Genomic DNA, 18652 nt, shown 5'->3' on the forward strand with positions numbered 1-18652 from the left:
ACTGTTAATTAAAAAACCAGGGTGGCAAAGTTAACCTGATACATGATTGTGAACACTTTGGCTACAAATGACCTTTATATCGCGACCAAAGCCTACATTTACGTAATATTTAATTATAAATATAGTGTGGTAAATGTTACTTATGTATCTAATAGGTTAAATATGGTGGTGATGCCTAAGTTGCTGATTTAAATTCCTTTATTTTCCTTTTTATGTAAAAATAGTCACCAAGTAGAGATGCTATTTTATCTCCATTCGTAGGTTAAATTCAGCTGGGAAACGGCTGTTTTTATACCTGTCTTTCAATTTAATTAAATTGCAGTATTGGAAATCAATATGAATTCATATTCACTGAAGAAAAAGATATTGTTATCGGTCGTCCTCGCCCTTGCGGTTGTTATTGCACTATTATCTTGGCAAAGCTATTCCACTCAAAAAGAATTATTACTCCAAAGTAGCGTCGATCAGGTAAACCAATCTGGTGAGCAGCAAGCAATGCGAATTGAAGGATGGTTAGCAGACCGTCAGCGTGTAATCACCTCTGTCGCGACTAAAGTTGAAGGCGATACACTCAACGCCTTGCAGCAGGCACAAATTTCCGGCGATTTTCAGCTGACCTATTTCGGTAACAGCAACGGGGTAATGGTCGACTCTGATCCCAGCATTGACCGTACGGGCTACGATCCTAGATCTCGCCCTTGGTACCATCAATCACAACAAGCACGCGAGGCCATTATTACTAAACCTTATTTAGATGTGGCCTTTAATGTACTTGTCGTCACCATAGCTCAACCCACCCGCAGCGGTGTGGTCGGTGGTGATGTATCTATTGCCAGTCTAGTTGATAGCATCAACAGCATGTCATTGCCAGCTAACGGCCATGCCATCATGATGCATAAAGACGGCACTGTGATTGCTTATAAAGATTCAAGCAAATTGATGGGTAAAATCACAGACATTGACGCTCAGCTAAACAATCAGCTGGCGCAATCGAGTCGTCAAACAGGCCAATTCACGCCAGCTTATTTTGACGCTGAAGGTAGAGATAAACTCTTATGGGGCGTAGATATCCCCAACACAGATTGGCAGTTGGTTTTTGTTCTCGACAAGCAAACCTTAGAGGCACCACTGGCTAGTTTAATGCTAACTCAATTAGGCTTAGCTACCTTGGCCTTAATTGTCAGTGTATTAGCTATTTCTTGGTTATTAAGCCTGTTACTTGCCCCTTTGAGCCGAGTGTCTCAGGCCTTGTCACGCATTGCCGACGGCAATGGCGATTTAACCCAACGCATCACAGTCGACAGCCAAGATGAAGTGGGCGTGCTAGCCGACAGTTTCAATCGCTTTGTCGGCAGTCAACATCAACTCATTAGTCACATTCGTCAGCTGGCTATCGAATTGGATTCAGATGCAGAGCAAAGCTTAGTTACCAACCAAGCTAGCGTCGATGAATTACAACGCCAGCAACAGGAAGTGACCATGGTTGCAACAGCGGTCACCGAAATGTCCAGCGCCACCTATGAAATTGCCGCCAATGCAGAAAGCACAGCCGCCGCGGCCCAGCAATCAGCCAAAAGCAGTATTCAAGGCAAAGGCTTGGTTGATAAAACCCGCAACACTATTAATTCACTAGCATCGGAGATTGATGAAACAACCAATGTAATCAGTGAATTAAGCTTACACGCACAAGCGATCTCTGGCATTTTAACTACGATTCAAGGCATTGCAGAGCAGACTAACTTGTTGGCGTTAAATGCTGCTATCGAGGCGGCTCGAGCTGGTGAGCAAGGCCGTGGTTTTGCTGTAGTAGCAGATGAAGTGCGAGTGTTATCGCGCCGAACTCAAGATTCAACTGCAGAGATTTATACCACAATAGAAACCTTACAAAATACCACTAAACAAGCGGTTAGCTTGATGGACAGCAGTAAGGGGCTGGCGAGTAACAGTGTTAATGATGTTAATGCGGCAGCGAAGGCATTAGAAGAGATCACCCAAGCGATTAACGTTATTTCTGATATGGCGGGACAAATAGCCACCGCAGCCGAAGAGCAAACACAGGTAACGAACGAGATAACGCAAAATACTGTAGCGATAAAAGATGTCACTGATGAGATAACCTCATCAGCGATGACCCATTTAAGCCAAGCTAAAATGCTTAAAGACCGCGCCACAGACTTGAGCAACAAGGTCGCCACTTTTATTTTGTAACTTGGGTTAAGCTAAAAAGTGTTTCAAGTTATCAAAGGCCAGCTAATAGCTGGTCTTTCTATTACTTTAATGCTTGAGGTGCGAGGTTAGTTCAGCTTATTGACTCAGTTTCAGCCCATTTAAAGACTACTTTTTAAACCAGACGCCATTGCTGCCTTGAAGCCAGTGCCCAGCATCGGCTGCTTCAATGGCTTTTTGCGCGGCTAATTTAGCGACTGCATCAGTGGCGATATTGTTTTTGCGGGCGATGTGCTCGTAATGCGCCTTACGTTTGGCATTCACGTCGGCCATAATGGCTTTGGCTTCATCTGTGGTTTGCACTAATCCTAAGTAGCCATTGAGTTGTTCGCCGACGAGCCCTTGTGTTTTGGCCTCTTGCAAGGTCAGCGCCATAGCTTGAAATGACAATAATAAGCCTAGGGCAAAACAGGTAAACGCAGATTTCATAGCAATCCCTTCTATTAAAACAATGATTCGTTGTTGATGAGCGTGTCGAGCTCTTTATCGATTTTTATCTTAATTTCATGTTCAATTTTAACATTCAAGTTGATCACTATAGGCTTGTCTGGTGGCTCAATCTTAACCGTTGGCGAGCAAGCGCTGACCAAGGTTATTAGGCCGAGGGCACAGAGGCCTAACACTAGGGTTTGAGGTTTATTCACTATTTTTCCTTATTTTATTGATTGCTCAATAGTATCTTGCAGCTGAGTCGGTAACCTCAGGCTACGATATAATTGCAATAAATTCTCTTGATGAGAGTAGTTCAAATGAATGGGACGTTCAATCCCCACGCTATTCCCTTTTACTTGTACATTCAAGTTGGCATCGCCATTTCCTGTCATGTCGAAGCTACTGGACAGTTGATGATAGTTAAGATCTTCAAGAGCGGTAAATACTAAAGACAAATGAGGTTGCATCTGGGTTAATTCATCAATGGCGGGGTTTCCCGATACTTGTATTCGCCCACCGGGGGCGCGGGCGGCTAATTGGCCACCACTTATGTACAGTTTGCCACCGGTAAATTGAGCAGGCAATACGCCATCAAAAATGCCGCTAGCAGTCACGCCCACCTGAGGCTGAGCGGCGAGCAAAGCTTCTAGACTCAAGCCCTGCAGTAAGATATGTCCTTTGGAGCTGTCTTGAATTCTTAAGGAGAATTCAGGGATAAGAAAGTGGCCATCAAGAATGTCACCACTGGCAGTCAAGTTGACCTCAGTGTGGCTAAGCCCTGTGACTAATTGCAGCCAATTATCGGCCGTTTTACTGTCATCTTGGGTGAGCTGGATATCGCTTTGTAGCTTAAGTTGATTTAAGCGCAGGCCAAGATTGGCTTCAGTGGCGCTGAGCTTAGTATCGGGGCAATTTAGCTGACTTTTGCTGTATTTCGCCCCTTGAATTTGTTGCCAATCGAGCTGACATTTGGCAGAAATGCTTGCGTCACTGAAATTATAATCTAGATAGTCGCCGCTTAAATGCTCAAATTCTGGCTCAAACCTAAATTCGAAACGCTGAGACGGCTCTTTAGCATCGTTCACCGCTTGGAGTAAATAACTGCCGTTGAATTTCCCCTTACCTTGAATGAAGCTGTTTTCGGGCAAGGTTTGGGTCTTGGCTGCAACGCTTAAGGCTTGTGCTAAGTCCAGCTCAAACTGCCACTGACCGGCAAGGCTGGTGTTGGCAAAGGTGGTTTTGTTGGTGATTGTGCTATTGGCGGCAGTACCATTAAGTGGCGGCCATTTTAACCAAGGGGCTTGCAACCAATGCTGGCTGTGCATAGGGATGGTTTCCAATAGCCATTCATCCTGACTGCTCAGTACGCCTTTATTGAGTGTAAGGTGTTGTTCAAGTGACAAGCTATCAAGCACTAATAAGGCGGCTGTGTTTTTTTCACCTAGGTTGAGGTTTTTTCTGCGTACATCTAACGTTGCAAACTGCCACGCTAATTGACTGCTTATTGCTGTGTCCAACGAGGTGTCTAGCGGGCTCGTGCCTTTAAGGTTGAGCTTAAGATTTGCGGCTTTGGCTATAGACTCAATCCCTTTGCTGGGTTGGCGTAAGGTGAGCTGGGGCTGTTTAAGCTGCAAACTCATGTCGGCTAGGGTGAGCTTGGTCTGGTCAAAAAGCTGGCTTTGACTATTTAATTTATGCTGGGCACTCGGTTTATCAGCGGCATTGAGGCTTATCTGTGCCTGAATAGCCTTTTTTTGCATTGCCTTTGTTTGAATATCATTAATCAGCTGCAATGGGGTAAGTTGTAGCTGAGCCACCTGTAAATGCGAGTCACCCAGGGTTGCATTAATACCATCAAGAGTAAGCTGGCTACTTGGCGCTATTGTGAGGCTTAACTGGGTGGCGGGATTGGTGGTTTGAGCGTTATTGGTTGCAGGAATGGTTACAAGATTAGCAACTGTAGCTGCAAAACAATGCTCAAGCTGAACTTGGCCTTCTAGAAGCAGGTTACCCTGTTCGGCGCTGACGCTCGCTAAGGGTGCTGGCATAAAAACAACTGGGCTTGACTGTGATAATTTCCATTTAAAATCAAACTGTTGAATACTATTTTGGGTAAGCGGGAAGTACTCAAACTGATATTGGCTTAATTGAATTTGTTGTTGATGGTGAGTTTGACTTGGTGGCTGTTTATGTGCCTGTGTTGGCGTTATTGCCATGGGCGCCATTAAGGTCACATTTAGCATGGCGCTTGGCGAGGTTAAGGTGATGTTATCCCTTAAGGTGTAAGTATTCGGCGCACCATTTAGCATAGATAATAACGTCGTCGTTGGCAGTTGCAGCTCGGCAGTGCCAAGCACAAGTTCAATCTGGCTTATGGGAGCCGTGACTTGGGTATTTGCATCATTTACCTTAAGTGGAGTGCCAACTTTAGTTTCTAGCTCTGTGTTTAGCTGAGCACTGAGCTTAGCCAGCCAAGGCTCCAAGGTGCTTGTTAAGTGTTGCTCCAGGCTTAGCTCTGAGAAAGTCGCAGCCATTAATTGCCGCTGTGCGGCATTTAAGGATAGCGAGAGCTGCAGCGGTGAAACCTTGGCGCTAAGGGATTGGGTATTGAGCGCTACATCTACAACAAGCGGCAAAGCCGTAGCAATGTTGACGTCTATGGTGCTTGGGGCTGGGTGAATTTCCTTAGAGCTTAGCTTAAGGGTGAGTTCTGAGAGTGTCTGTTGGCTAGTGAAGCGTAATTCTTGCAGCGAAAGTTCGCTATGGGTCAGCCAGCGGCCATCAATATCGAGCCCTTTTGCGGTGACTTTACCAACGGCGGCAATCATGCGATTAATCTGGCTTTGAATTTGTGACGGCTCAAGTGCTAATGCTGCGCGGCTGTTATCCAAATAAGCCGCCATGTCAATCAAGCCCTGATGGGCTGAACGAAGCGACAATTCAGTGTCTAGCTGCCATGAGGCGAGTAAATCCTTGGGGTTTCCCTGCGCCTTAAGCGTAATTATAGGCCGTTGGTTAAACCATAGCGCTGTGCTGAGCTCGGTACTTGGCTCAGAGCTCAGTTTATCTTGGTGGATCAATTTCAGCGCAGACAGGCTGAGGATCACGGGTTTTTCTCCTGCTTGCAGAGGTTGTTGAGTTTGCACCTGTGCTGAAGCTGAGCTGAAGTCTGGTAACGCAATGTTGATCTTGCCTAAGTTAATTTCTGGCAACTGGGTGGTGAGGTGATGGGTTTTCGCTTGCCGCAGCGTTTGTTGCCACTGGTTGATTTGCTCAAGGCTTAAGGCATCTTCGAGAGCTAAATGTTCTTGAGTTTGCTCGCTGCCAATCAAGATTTGCTCTACTACTGCTCGGCTGAGGCTCAGTGTGGCATCCCCTAGGCTGATGCGTTTTAGATCTGAGCTTAGAAATTGCTGCCGCTTGATGATCGCTAAAGCATCGACAAACTCAAGTTTGAGATGATTAACCTTAAGCTGGCTACCTTGATAATTGAGCCTAAGGCGAGCCAAATTAATCGTATCTATACTGGAGTTATCATCTTCCAACTCAAGTATTTCAATATCATAACGGGCTGCAAATTGCTTGATTAAAAATTGGCTCACAGGATTAGCATTTTGAATAAGCACTAAGATCCCGACCCCAAATAACAGAGTTAACGCCAGTAAGATAAGCATCCCAGTGCGCCGAGGCGCAGCTGGCGTTAAAGCGGCAGGCGTTTGGGCGTTATCCTTGCTCATACTTGGCCCTGTTTATCAGTCTTTTATCCAACTTATCATTCTTTTACCCAATTTATCACTGTGCTTAGGGTATGACTTTCGCCAGCTTGCAGTATCACCCTATCTTCTAATACGTTCGCCGCTTCCAAGCACAACATCTGCAAATAATCATCAGGGTTAAATCGGCTTAAACGAGTGGATTTATCTATCCAAGGGTTCCATAGCACTGCGCTACTGCTTTGCTCTCGAGTAACGCTGATGATCCCTGCTGGGGTGTGGATAAATTGTTGGGGAGAAAGCTGAGTATAAACGCGGTCGGTTTCCTTATTAAAATGCACCTTATCTTCAGGTTGCTCAAAGGGGCCTTCGGCAAACTCTATGTATTTCGCGCCATTAAAGCCGCTAACGTGAGTGCGGTGAATGTCAGGGGTGGGGAAATAAGTGTGCAGTGCTTGGGTCAGCTCATAGGCTTCATCACCAAGGTTGGTGTTAATAAGGCTAACCGTTAGGCTGTCCGTTAAGGTAAACAGCACAGAAACTTGGCTGTGATATGGCCAAAAAGGCTTATCTTGCGCGAGTAATGGCAAATCAAATTGAACTTGCACTGACTCATCAGTTACTTGCACTTGGTTTAACGACCAAATACGGGTACGAGCAAACCCATGCTGTGGCCACTTTGCTTCCGTCGTTGCGCCTTGATGTTGACCAAACCACGGCCAGCAGATAGGAATACCGCCGCGCACCCCATTGCCGGGTTGGTAATTATCCGCCGCAGAGACCCACAGCAGTGGCTTCGCACCTTTGGGAGTGAACTCTGTGATTTGCGCCCCTTGAAAGAAAATACGTGCCTGACACTGTGGGGTATCAATGGCTAAATACTTAAGTCCATTGCGGTGAGTTTTGGTGCTTACGCTTGCCATCTTGATTAAGCCTTTTTCTGAAAATGAAGCAGCCGATTATTGGCTGGCATGGAAATGTCGTCGATAAGTGTGAGTGCGTGTGACTCAGCCAATTGGATAAGCCATTCAATGTCGCGAATACCGCTTAAGCTGTCTCGCTGCTTTAGCCAGGCATCAAATTCTTGATTGCTTGGACTGGTAAATTGACCTGCATAATTGAAGGGACCGTAGACAATAAACTGCCCGCTTGCGGCTAGTGCATGAGATGCGTCTTTAATAAAGCGCTCAACTAAGGTCTGGCTAATAATGTGCAAGGTGTTAGCGCTAAAAATCGCTTGCTGTTGGCAACAACTGCTTGGCCATGTTTGGCTGAGATCCAGTGCTATGGCTTGCTTAAGGTTTGCATCATTACAGCGTGAAATTCGCAGGTTTAAGCTGTCAAGATAGATGGCTTGCTCACTGGGCTGCCACAGAACCTGGGGTAAATGTTTGGCAAAATGCACACAATGTTGCCCAGTGCCGCTGCCCACTTCTAATAGCTTTAGCGCTGGTGCATCAGCTTGGCTAATGGGAAGGATGTGTTTAAGGGCCTCAAGAATAGGGGCTTTATTATTTTCACAGGCCTGTGAGAAGGGTAAATCAGCTTCTGTCATTGTGATCTCTTGTTTTATAACCCAGTCTTATCCATCTCAAGCTCTTTCAGAGCGATAACCGCTTGGGTGCGATTGCGAACGCCAAGCTTTCTAAAGATGGCCGTCGCATGGGCTTTTATGGTGGCCTCTGATACGCCAAAGTCATAGGCTATTTGCTTATTTAATAAGCCTTCGGCAAACATATTCAGCACCTTGTATTGCTGGGGAGTCAGATCAGATAATTTATTGGCAATTTGGGCGTTTTCATCTTGTTCTATTTCTTTCGCCACAAAGCCATCTGGTAGCCAAATATCTCCCTGCAGCACGCTGTTAAGGGCTTGGGACAAGGTGTCTAGTGACGCTGATTTGGGGATAAAACCACTACTGCCGTAATGGATAGCGCGGCTGATGGTGTTAGCATCTTCATGGGCTGAAATCACGATAACCGGAATATGCGGGTAATGGCTTCTCAGATGAATAAGAGTTGAGTAGCCATGGGAGCCAGGCATTTGCAGATCCAATAAAATTAAATCGCACTGCTCGGCATGTTTTTCGAGTATGGATTCAAGGGCGCTGGCACTGTCGGCTTCATGCCAATCTACTGTGTTGAAGCTTTGCCCAAGGGCTTGGCGCAGGGCATTTCTAAACAGTGGATGGTCATCAGCAATCACCATAGTGAGTTTTTCTAGCTTCATGGCTTTATTATTTTACTGTGTCGCGTGAAGGTAAAACCAATGTAGCAGAAATGGCACTATAAATTCTATGGATTTATAGAGATAGCCAAGATTTAATCGGCTATCTCTTTTATTGTTATGAGGCTGAAACTTAGGGCTCGCGCTGGGACTTGGATTTAGTCGTTACGACTAGAACGCAGTGCTCGCGCTTAGTGGTACTAGCTCATTGATATTTCAGGGGTCCACACTTGTGTCGGATTACGCTCGTCATCCACAGCGACAAAGGTAAATACGCCGCGAATAGCGTGCTCGCGGTGATCGCGGTACATGTCTTCAACAAAAATATTCACTTCAACTTTTAGGGAGGTTTTCCCCACGTGGATAACGCGTGCGACTAATTCCGCAAGGCTACCCGCTGGAATGGCTTTTTTGAAGTCAATTCTGTCTGAGCTAACGGTTACTAAGGTTTTGCGGCAAAAACGTGTAGCAGCAATAAAGGCTGTTTCATCCATCCAAGCTAAGGCTTCGCCACCAAACAGGGTGTTGTGATGATTGGTATTGGAGGGAAATACCGCCTTAATTACCCGCGCTTCAGACTTTTCAATCCGGGTGGCGATGGCTTCAGGGAAGGGGGCGCTTGTTTGAGTTAATGGCATGATTGACCTAATTACTGAGAAAAAGTGCGGCATAACAAAGTGCTGAGTAACAAAAAGTGTTGAATGGTAAACCCAGCGTGATGACGTATGTGAGCTAGTAGGCTAGGCCTAAAATAGCGGAGCGCTATAGTAAAGAAGTTTGCAATAAAAAGATATAAAACAGCAGGTTAAATCTTATGTGTGGATAGTGTTAGGCTGGGGTTTTTATGTTTAACTTTTGTTTGATTTTTGCTGCACCTTTACTGCGATAAGGCATAGCGAGTAAAAGCAGTGTTGAGTCAAAGCCGCCGCTAATCAAATTGTAATTTGGAAAATTGGGCGTTGTCATCAAGGACTGTAATGGATAAGATCTCATTGAGCATCAGTTGTAATGGTGCCTGATTGATATCAACGCCCAGAATAGTCTCACGCTTTATGCCTTCAAACTCTATGATACTGGTGGTGTGAAATTGGGCGTGATATTGGCTTAAGTCTTTCATCGTCACTGTCACTCGGTAGCGGTGTAAACACATGATCTCAATATAGTCATAGTCTGCACAGCGAATGTGACGTCCTGATGACGGCAATTTTGCATCAGCCGTCCAATTTAGTTTGACTGTGTCATCAGGTTTTTTCATCAATCATTCCTATGTTATACCCATCACATAATGAATGTGACTGGTATTATTCTCCATACTTCAATAGCACGCTGGTGACTGCTGCCCCGTTTTTAGCGGGCGTGATTGTGAGTATATAGAGTCGGTTAAATTCACTGCTATCATCGATATCACCTTGTGGCTCGCCGCCAAGTAAGCTCACTAACGCCGTGGTGGTGTTGCTATGGCCAACAACCAGAAAACGGCCTGTTTTAACTTTAAGTGAATCGCTAAACTGTTTGAGTTGGCTGGGATCGTAACTTTGCACTGCTTGCTGTTGAGCAAGGGCGGTGGGCGCAGCGGTTTCTTGGGTGCGGTTATAGTCGGTGCTGTAAATGCCATCGAGTTTGTTGCTGGCGAGCATAGTGGCTAACAGCTGCGCCCTCTGCTGACCTTGCTGGGTCAAACTGGGATTGTCGCCCTTGGCTTTCTCGCCGTGACGCACAATAAAAATCACCAATTCTGAAGTGTGTGCGACTTCGCTTACTTGAGCCTCAATTTTGGGCGCGCTGTTGGCTGAGGCCACTATAAGCAAACTGCTTATCAATAAGGCGGTCATACTTAGGACAATCTGGAGAATAAAGCCTTTAGGAATACTGTGGCTATGTGCCATAGGTGACTACTTATGAGTATTAATATTTGTTGAAATAATGACAAAAACCCTATAAGTAATCAATGAATTAATCACTCATTTAGTATCTCACTTTGCGTTATCAGCCCACTGCCATAATACTTAAGCTCAATTCGGATTTAGCGTTACACTGGATACGTAAAGGGATCCCATGGCCTTAGAGAACAAGCATATTCACCAATACGAAATAGACGATGCTTTGCCACAGTGGCGTAAGTTGGTTTTTCAGCGTTTATTTAGCGTGTTGGCGATTTTGTGTGTGCCCGTTTATTTCACCAGTGTTTACTTGTGCATAGTCCAGGGAATTTGGCCTATGGCAGTGTTCGATACCTTAGTGTACGGGGTACTGTTACTGATTTTGTTTCACCCTAGCATGCCTGATCTTAAGCGCTTTATCATTGGGAGTGTATTAGCTTTTGTCATTGGGCTAGGGTTTCTATTGGCTATTGGTCCATCGGGGGCGGGATTTTTTTGGCTTTTTGCCTTCGCGCCGCTGAGCAGCATTCTTTTAGGTGAAAAAGCAGGCTTATGGGCTCAAGGGATCAATGGCGTCAGCTTATTTTTTATGGGATTGGCCTACCATTATAATCTGCTTAGTTGGCCAAATATTGAAGGGTTTAGTACCTTAATTTGGTATGTAGTGGTAATCAATTTTGTGGTTACCAATGCCATGGTAACTCAATCAGCATCGTTTTTACTGGGGAAGTTAACCCATTCATTACAGTCCACATTAGCTTCACGTCAGGCCACCGTTATGGGGCTGGCAAAACTTGCAGAGTATCGAGATAACGAGACAGGTGCTCACCTATTACGCATGCAGCAATATGCCAGCATGCTGGCTAGGCAGCGGTTGTTGGCAGACAATGTGCCGGCGGAGTTAACTGAAGCATTTATTAATCAAATTAATCTGTCGGCCATCTTGCATGACATAGGCAAGGTGGGCATTGCCGACAGTATCTTATTAAAGCCAGGTTCATTAACTGGGGATGAGTTTAGGCAAATACAGGCGCACCCAGTGATCGGCGAAACCGTGTTGCAGGGGTTACTGAACTATGCTCCTGAGTGCGCTTTTATCCAAATGGGCAGAGACATAGCTGGCGGGCATCACGAGAAATGGGATGGCAGCGGTTACCCAAGAGGTCTTACGGGGGAAGCTATCCCGCTTTCTGCAAGGATCGTCGCTTTAGTGGATGTGTATGATGCGCTGACATCACCGCGCTGTTATAAGCGCCCCTTCAGTCATGATGAAGCGTTGAGATTGATAAAAGAGGGGCAGGGGAAACACTTTGATCCAGAGCTGGTGGACTGTTTTATGCAAATCCATCAGGAGTTTGAAATTTTATCTAAAGCATCATTGGAAGAAACAGCTAAGCCCCTTGGCGTATACAATGCAGAGCTTGCATCGACAAGGGGCAAAGATTTTACAGCTAAAACACTTAACTAATGCTCAAACGCTGAGTCAAATCACTAATCTGCAAGGTAATATTCTATCGTTGAAACAACGCGTACGCGCTTTATGTGTGGATTGTTTTTATCTCGATTACTGATTGAAAACTGTCCCTGCGCGGCCTTCTTAATTTTTCCAAGTTGGCTTTTAGAGTCGTTAGCAAATTTTTCAGCGATCACTCGTGCACTCGTAGTGGAGGCTTCAATCATCTGCGGCTTCACTTCATTGAGGCGGCTAAAAATATACTCAACTTGCGCATCATAATCCGCCTGAGAAAAGGCAATGCCGGTCTTTCCAAGCTCAGACAGCCTTGGCATCATAGTCCGTACTAGGGTGATGTTTGTCGAATAGACAGTCACAGTTTGTAGGGCTGAATAGCGGAATCTAGATTGCTCATTACCACCGTATTGCTGAGCGAGTTTATCTGTGATGGTTGGTGTTGATAGGCTGATTTCTTCACTGCTGAGTTTATTTTGTGTTAGAAACTCAACCACTTGTAGGCTTTGTTTGTCCAGCTGTTGGTAAAGCGCTTCAAGGTCGTTACTTGCTGCGGTGAATTGGATAGGCCAGATGACAATATCAGCAGGGTATTCATTTTCAGCTAAACCTTTTACTGTGACACTGCGGTCGAGTAATTTATATTCCACAATGGCTTGCTTTAAGGTCAAACCTAATACTGCCATCGCCAGTAACAAGAAAGCACCCAAGATGGCGCTGCTAAATTTATTATTAATACTCAAAGACTTATTCCTTAATACATGTGGTAGAATGTTGAAGCATTGTTGATAATAGAACATTTAAAAGGATGTTAATGTGAAAATATTCAGTAGACAGCGAATACGCTCACTGCTTGCCACTGTGATGTCAGCTTTTTTAGCGACAGGATTAACTTACGGTTTTATCACTGAAATTAAGGTTTTTTTAACGAATATTTCAGCTGCCAGTCCAGAGGCGTATTATGGGGTATTTATTCAGTCCTATCTACTGGAGTCAAGCACCTTTTACGCCATGATAACAATTGCATTATTTAGTGTTTTCAGCATGATAATCACTCCGATTATTAATCAACTATTCGCCATTCCCTCTGTAGAAACCAAACCATTCCATAACCGTGCAGCACAAGATATTCCACCATTGACCCATGAAGACTATACCCTGGAAGCCATCATGAATCGTTTAAGAAAATAGCGAGAATAGTAAGCGTTCTAGATAATGCAGACTCGCAAAGTGTCAGTGTGGGATAAGGTTAAAGGCTAGCTGTTCTATTGCATTGAATATGATGGTCTATATTCATTTGTTAGCCATTGGCACTTACGCTAAGCTGCTTTATAGTGCTGTTCAATCTGAGTCGAGTGAAATGAACATCTTTGGTAACACTGTAGCTAATCGCCCATATTTATGGCGACTGATCGTGCTGTTTTTGCTTATGACACAACTGCTCGGGTGCCGTGACGATTCGCAGGATGAACTCGTGACAAAGCCCGCACCTTGGTGGTCAACGCAAGAGCCTGACGCGCGTGTCGGCATGGATGAATTTTATGGTGCTGATTGCGCCATTACGCGGGTCTCAAGTCACAATGGCGCTCCTGCAGCAGAGGTTATTTTTAAGGTTCCTTATCAATTATTATCAAGCTGTAAAGAGTCTGGGACAGAGGCATTAGTATTTGATGGTGAATACCTTATTTTCAGTATTTGCCACATGCGCATAGGTGCAGGAAGCTGTGTTAATGCTCGCTTTCGAACTGCCGATTTTGTGCATTGGCAAGAAGAGATAGGGATCACTTGGATCAAAGGTGAACAATATGAAGCATGGCGTAGATTAGGCTCAACATCGACGAAGGCCGATGCCGTAAAGAAGATTATAAAAAGGCAGTGATAGGCAGAGATTTTAGCGATTATTTAGCTTAAAAACTAAGCCATCAATCTAAGCTACCAATATAAGCGATAAACTTAAGCCATGAAGATTACCCTAATCCTTTAGTTAACGCCTTGGATGAACAAAAACGCCAACACATTATGTTGGCGTTTTTTGTGAGTCAGCAAAAAGCTAATGGATTTATTGCGCTAAATATAAGACGCTAATTCATAGCACTCATCTATTGGGCCTTATGCTCGCTTATGTGCTCAGCAATGCTTTACGGTCTTTAGCCGCTTGAGCTAAATCCCGCAGTAACTTTTCAGAGTCGCTCCAGTGCAGGCAGGCATCTGTGATGCTTTGACCGTAGACCAGTGGCTCACCAGCAATGACTTTTTGATTGCCTTCAATCATAAAGCTTTCAGCCATAATGCCAGCAATGGCTGTGCTGCCAGCGCGTAACTGTGCCATGATGCTGTCGGCCACATTGAGCTGGTTTTTGTGCTGTTTTTCACTGTTACCGTGACTAAAATCCACTACCATGCGCTGGGTTACCCCGACTTTTTCAAGTTGTGTACGGGCAGCTTCTATGTCATCAGCGCTGTAATTTGGGGTCTTACCGCCACGAAGTATAATATGACCGAAAGGGTTACCGTGAGTGCGATACACGGCCATGGCACCGTCTTTATCTGGCGAGTAGAAGATGTGGGGTGCCGCTGCGGCGCGCACTGCATCAACGGCGATATTGATGTTACCATCGGTGCCATTTTTAAAGCCTACTGGGCAAGATAAAGCTGAGGCCATCTCACGATGAATTTGGCTTTCTGTGGTGCGAGCACCAATAGCACCCCAAGTGATTAAGTCGGCAATGTACTGACCGTTCACCATATCTAAAAACTCAGTGGCAATCGGCAATTTTAATTCGGTAATTTGTTGGAGTAGTTCACGGGCCATGCGCAGGCCTTTGTTAGGGCTGAAGCTACCATCAAGATCGGGATCTGAAATCAGGCCTTTCCAGCCAACGATAGTGCGCGGCTTTTCAAAATACACCCGCATTAAGATGCACAAATCGTCTTTAAGCTCGTGATGCAGCTCAGCTAAACGCTCAGCGTATTCCAGTGCGGCTTTAGTGTCGTGAATGGAGCAAGGGCCAATGATCACCAATAAACGCTGATCTTCACCTGCGATAATCGCTTCTACCTCACGGCGCTGTTGCACCAAATAATCGGCGGCATCTTGAGTCAGAGGGTATTCAGAAGCGAGCTGAGCTGGTGAAATCACTTTACATAATAAGGAAGTACGAAGTTCGTCTGTTTTAATTGTCATTCAATATACCGCGCTAGCATGATGCTTCTTGATTTAATATTGCTCGGGATTATAACCAATTCGACCTCAATGCACACGGCAAAAAACCGATTGCTTGTATTGAAATATCCTCAATAACATTGGCTTGGCCCGATTGAATGATGTTTTTGTTAGGGTCAATCGAGCCAAATACGGTTTTTTCATTGTGTCAATATTAGAACATATGCCGTGCTAACCCGGTCACATCCAAGATTTTAGTGGCGATTTCTTCCACCGAATGGTTGGTGGTATCCACAAAAGGAATTCGCTCACGTTTGTACATCATCTCCACTTCTTTGACTTCTAAGCGGCATTGTCTTAGTGAAGAATAGCGGCTGTTTTCCATCCGAGACTGGCGGATTTCATGAAGGCGATTGGGATCTATAGTTAAGCCAAATAGTTTGTTTTTATTGCGCTTTAGGGCATCTGGTAGTTTAAGATTATCCATGTCATCTTCGGTGAAAGGGTAGTTGGCGGCCTTAATGCCAAACTGCATAGATAAGTACAGACTCGAAGGTGTCTTACCGCAGCGGGATACCCCTAACAGGATAATATCGGCTTTATCCATGTGTTTCATGGTTTGACCGTCATCGTTTTCCATGGAGAAATTTATCGCATCGATGCGGGCTTCATAGCTGTGATTGCCTTTCCCGTGAGTTCGATGCAGCACAGGGCAGGCCTGAATGCCTAAATGTTGTTCAAGTGGGGCCACAAAAGTGTTCAAAAAGTCATAATCCATGCCTTCGCTTGAATAAATCACATTGCGGATCTCTGGATTGACGATGGAGTGGAACACTAACGGCCGTTCACCTGTTGTAATAAAACAATCATTTATTTGCAGCTTTACTTTTTCAGCTTTTGCTAATGTTTCAACAAATGGAATGGTAAGTGCTTCAAACTCTACTGGAAATTGCGATAACACCGCGTGTCCAAACACTTCTGCTGTGATGGCTGTGCCATCAGATATGTAGAATACTCTTGGTGCCATTATGACCTCTTGTAGTAATAAAATTACAAATGAAATTATACATTTACGCTTCTTGAGTGGGAGTGTAAAATGCCGCTGCCCTGGTGTGAAGGGGCCATTGAAATAAACTTGCGGAGAGAGAACTGTGCAGCAATACATACTCTGGTATCAAGAATTAGGCATGGGTGACGTAGACAAGGTTGGCGGCAAGAATGCGTCCCTTGGAGAGATGATCAGCAACCTGGCAAATGCCGGTGTTCAAGTACCTGGCGGATTTGCGACCACATCTCATGCGTTCAATGAGTTCCTTGAACAAAGCGGTGTTAACCAGAAAATCTATGACGTACTCAACAATTTGGATGTAGACGATGTCAAAGCCCTAGCTCAAGTAGGTGCACAGATCAGACAGTGGGTTATCGAGACCCCGTTTCAGCCCGAGTTAGAAACCGCGATTCGCCAAGCTTACGAGAAATTGGCCGGCGAAACCACTGAAGCTTCATTCGCCGTGCGCTCATCAGCCACTGCAGAAGATATGCCAGACGCCTCATTTGCAGGCCAGCAAGAAACCTTCCTAAACGTCAAAGGCTTTGACTCAGTATTAGTCGCCATCAAGCACGTTTATGCTTCTCTATTTAATGATCGCGCGATTTCTTATCGTGTCCACCAAGGCTATGAGCACCACGGCGTTGCATTATCGGCTGGTGTACAGCGCATGGTGCGTTCAGACAAAGCCTCATCGGGCGTGATGTTCACCATGGACACTGAGTCTGGTAACAATGATGTGGTGTTTATCACTTCATCATTTGGCTTAGGTGAAATGGTGGTACAGGGCGCAGTTAACCCTGATGAATTTTATGTTCACAAGCCCATTTTAAGCCAAGGTCATGACGCCGTTGTGCGCCGCAATATTGGCAGCAAGCTTATACAGATGGTTTACTCAGATGATGCCACTCACGGCAAGCAAGTGAAGATTGAAGACGTGCCAAGTGAGCAGCGCCGTCAGTTCTCAATCAATGATGCTGAGGTCATGGAGCTGGCTAAACAAGCTATGGTTATCGAGCAACATTACGGTCGTCCAATGGATATCGAATGGGCCAAAGACGGTAACGATGGCAAGCTTTATATTGTTCAGGCGCGTCCTGAAACTGTGCGTAGTCGTGAAGATGTGCAGTTAATTGAGCGTTATCACCTCAAGACCAAGGGCACAGTGATGTGCGAAGGTCGTGCTATCGGTCATAAAATCGGTACTGGTGTGGCTAAAGTCTTATCATCAATCGCTGATATGGATCAAATTGAGCCGGGTGATGTGTTAGTCACCGACATGACAGATCCAGATTGGGAACCTATCATGAAACGCGCTAGCGCGATTGTGACAAACCGTGGCGGCCGCACTTGCCATGCTGCGATTATCGCTCGTGAATTAGGTGTGCCAGCGGTTGTCGGTTGTGGCGATGTCACTGACCGCATCAAGACAGGTGATATTGTCACTGTGTCTTGCGCCGAAGGCGACACAGGCTTTATCTACTCAGGTAAGCAAGAGTTTGAAATTGTCACCAATCGTGTTGATTCATTGCCCGATTTACCGATGAAAATAATGATGAACGTCGGCAACCCAGACAGAGCCTTTGATTTTGCTCGTCTGCCGAACGAAGGCGTAGGCCTTGCTCGTTTAGAGTTCATCATCAACCGCATGATAGGCATTCACCCTAAAGCCTTGCTTGAATTTAATCAGCAAGATGCGGCGCTACAAACTGAAATCAACGAGATGATCGCAGGTTATGACTCACCGGTTGAGTACTACATTGCCCGTTTGGTTGAAGGTATTGCCACTATCGCTTCGGCTTTCTACCCGAAAAAAGTGATCGTACGTATGTCTGACTTTAAGTCAAACGAGTACGCAAATTTGGTCGGCGGTGATCGTTATGAGCCAGAAGAAGAAAACCCAATGCTGGGTTTCCGTGGTGCTAGTCGCTATATTTCTGAGTCATTCCGTGATTGTTTTGCTTTAGAGTGTGAAGCCATCAAGCGGGTACGTAACAAGATGGGCTTAACTAACGTTGAGATCATGATCCCCTTCGTACGTACCGTGAGCGAAGCGGCGCAAGTTATCGACTTACTTAACGTTGAAGGCTTAGAGCGTGGTAAAGATGGTCTTCGGGTCATCATGATGTGTGAATTGCCATCCAATGCCTTGCTTGCGGATCAGTTCCTTGAGCACTTCGATGGCTTCTCTATCGGCTCAAACGATTTAACTCAGCTGACGTTGGGTCTTGACAGAGATTCTGGCATCATCAGTCATTTATTTGATGAACGTAACGATGCGGTTAAAGCCTTATTGGCCATGGCCATCAAAGCGGCTAAAGCCAAAGGTGCCTATGTGGGCATTTGTGGCCAAGGTCCATCGGATCACGCCGACTTCGCGGCATGGCTGGTGGAGCAGGGTATAGACACAGTATCATTAAACCCAGATACAGTGATCGATACCTGGTTATACCTAGCTAAAGAGCACGCATAAAGGGAGTCTTTCTCTTTTAGTGA

The 18652-nt window shown here is 45.4% G+C and carries 17 protein-coding genes; 5 read left to right on the top strand and 12 right to left on the bottom strand.

The window, feature by feature from the left end:
* The first annotated feature begins 336 nt into the window (after window positions 1–336).
* The gene (locus H5073_RS13645) at window positions 337–2208 is read left to right on the top strand and encodes a methyl-accepting chemotaxis protein (RefSeq protein WP_182680115.1); all 1872 of its coding nucleotides are present in this window, start codon (window positions 337–339) and stop codon (window positions 2206–2208) included.
* Between the two features lie 126 nt (window positions 2209–2334).
* Here H5073_RS13645 and H5073_RS13650 read toward each other — a convergent pair whose 3' ends face one another.
* The 9 genes from H5073_RS13650 to H5073_RS13690 all read right to left on the bottom strand — a co-directional run bounded on the left by H5073_RS13650 (window position 2335) and on the right by H5073_RS13690 (window position 10483).
* Window positions 2335–2655, bottom strand: coding sequence for a YdbL family protein (locus tag H5073_RS13650; RefSeq protein WP_182680116.1), 321 nt, complete (start codon window positions 2653–2655; stop codon window positions 2335–2337).
* Window positions 2656–2669: 14 nt separating this feature from the next.
* A complete protein-coding gene (locus H5073_RS13655; RefSeq protein WP_182680117.1) occupies window positions 2670–2870 on the bottom strand; it encodes a YnbE family lipoprotein in 201 nt (66 codons plus the stop codon).
* 9 nt (window positions 2871–2879) lie between these two features.
* Window positions 2880–6395, bottom strand: coding sequence for a YdbH domain-containing protein (locus H5073_RS13660; protein WP_182680118.1), 3516 nt, complete (start codon window positions 6393–6395; stop codon window positions 2880–2882).
* Between the two features lie 35 nt (window positions 6396–6430).
* Window positions 6431–7294, bottom strand: a complete 864-nt coding sequence (locus H5073_RS13665) for a D-hexose-6-phosphate mutarotase (protein WP_182680119.1) — start codon at window positions 7292–7294, stop codon at window positions 6431–6433.
* 5 nt (window positions 7295–7299) lie between these two features.
* Entirely contained in the window at window positions 7300–7926 is a 627-nt protein-coding gene (locus tag H5073_RS13670; protein ID WP_182680120.1) for a DUF938 domain-containing protein, read from the bottom strand.
* A gap of 14 nt (window positions 7927–7940) precedes the next feature.
* Entirely contained in the window at window positions 7941–8600 is a 660-nt protein-coding gene (locus H5073_RS13675; RefSeq protein WP_182680121.1) for a response regulator transcription factor, read from the bottom strand.
* Between the two features lie 197 nt (window positions 8601–8797).
* Complete coding sequence (locus tag H5073_RS13680) at window positions 8798–9235, bottom strand: acyl-CoA thioesterase (protein WP_182680122.1); 438 nt, start codon at window positions 9233–9235, stop codon at window positions 8798–8800.
* Between the two features lie 290 nt (window positions 9236–9525).
* A complete protein-coding gene (locus H5073_RS13685; protein ID WP_182680123.1) occupies window positions 9526–9852 on the bottom strand; it encodes a Rho-binding antiterminator in 327 nt (108 codons plus the stop codon).
* A 46-nt stretch (window positions 9853–9898) separates the two neighbouring features.
* Window positions 9899–10483, bottom strand: a complete 585-nt coding sequence (locus tag H5073_RS13690; protein WP_182680124.1) for a histidine phosphatase family protein — start codon at window positions 10481–10483, stop codon at window positions 9899–9901.
* A gap of 169 nt (window positions 10484–10652) precedes the next feature.
* Between H5073_RS13690 and H5073_RS13695 the strand changes: the two genes are divergently transcribed.
* Entirely contained in the window at window positions 10653–11945 is a 1293-nt protein-coding gene (locus H5073_RS13695; protein WP_182680125.1) for an HD domain-containing phosphohydrolase, read from the top strand.
* A 23-nt stretch (window positions 11946–11968) separates the two neighbouring features.
* Here the strand turns inward: H5073_RS13695 and H5073_RS13700 are convergent, their stop codons facing one another.
* Window positions 11969–12688 carry an SIMPL domain-containing protein gene (locus H5073_RS13700; protein ID WP_182680126.1) on the bottom strand — a complete coding sequence of 240 codons (720 nt, stop codon included), beginning with the start codon at window positions 12686–12688 and terminating at the stop codon, window positions 11969–11971.
* Between the two features lie 73 nt (window positions 12689–12761).
* Between H5073_RS13700 and H5073_RS13705 the strand changes: the two genes are divergently transcribed.
* Both H5073_RS13705 and H5073_RS13710 read left to right on the top strand, forming a co-directional pair.
* Window positions 12762–13136 carry a hypothetical protein gene (locus tag H5073_RS13705; protein WP_182680127.1) on the top strand — a complete coding sequence of 125 codons (375 nt, stop codon included), beginning with the start codon at window positions 12762–12764 and terminating at the stop codon, window positions 13134–13136.
* A gap of 88 nt (window positions 13137–13224) precedes the next feature.
* The gene (locus H5073_RS13710) at window positions 13225–13824 is read left to right on the top strand and encodes a hypothetical protein (RefSeq protein ID WP_182680128.1); all 600 of its coding nucleotides are present in this window, start codon (window positions 13225–13227) and stop codon (window positions 13822–13824) included.
* Window positions 13825–14064: 240 nt separating this feature from the next.
* On the opposite strand, the gene H5073_RS13715 is transcribed toward H5073_RS13710, so the two are convergent.
* Window positions 14065–15129, bottom strand: coding sequence for a 3-deoxy-7-phosphoheptulonate synthase (locus tag H5073_RS13715; protein ID WP_182680129.1), 1065 nt, complete (start codon window positions 15127–15129; stop codon window positions 14065–14067).
* A 193-nt stretch (window positions 15130–15322) separates the two neighbouring features.
* Window positions 15323–16135 (bottom strand): pyruvate, water dikinase regulatory protein, encoded by an 813-nt coding sequence (locus H5073_RS13720; protein ID WP_182680130.1) that lies wholly within the window; start codon window positions 16133–16135, stop codon window positions 15323–15325.
* Between the two features lie 124 nt (window positions 16136–16259).
* Between H5073_RS13720 and ppsA the strand changes: the two genes are divergently transcribed.
* A complete protein-coding gene (gene ppsA / locus H5073_RS13725; RefSeq protein ID WP_182680131.1) occupies window positions 16260–18629 on the top strand; it encodes a phosphoenolpyruvate synthase in 2370 nt (789 codons plus the stop codon).
* Window positions 18630–18652: the final 23 nt, after the last annotated feature.

Source organism: Shewanella sp. SR44-3 (genome assembly GCF_014163735.1).
Taxonomy (GTDB): Bacteria; Pseudomonadota; Gammaproteobacteria; order Enterobacterales; family Shewanellaceae; genus Shewanella.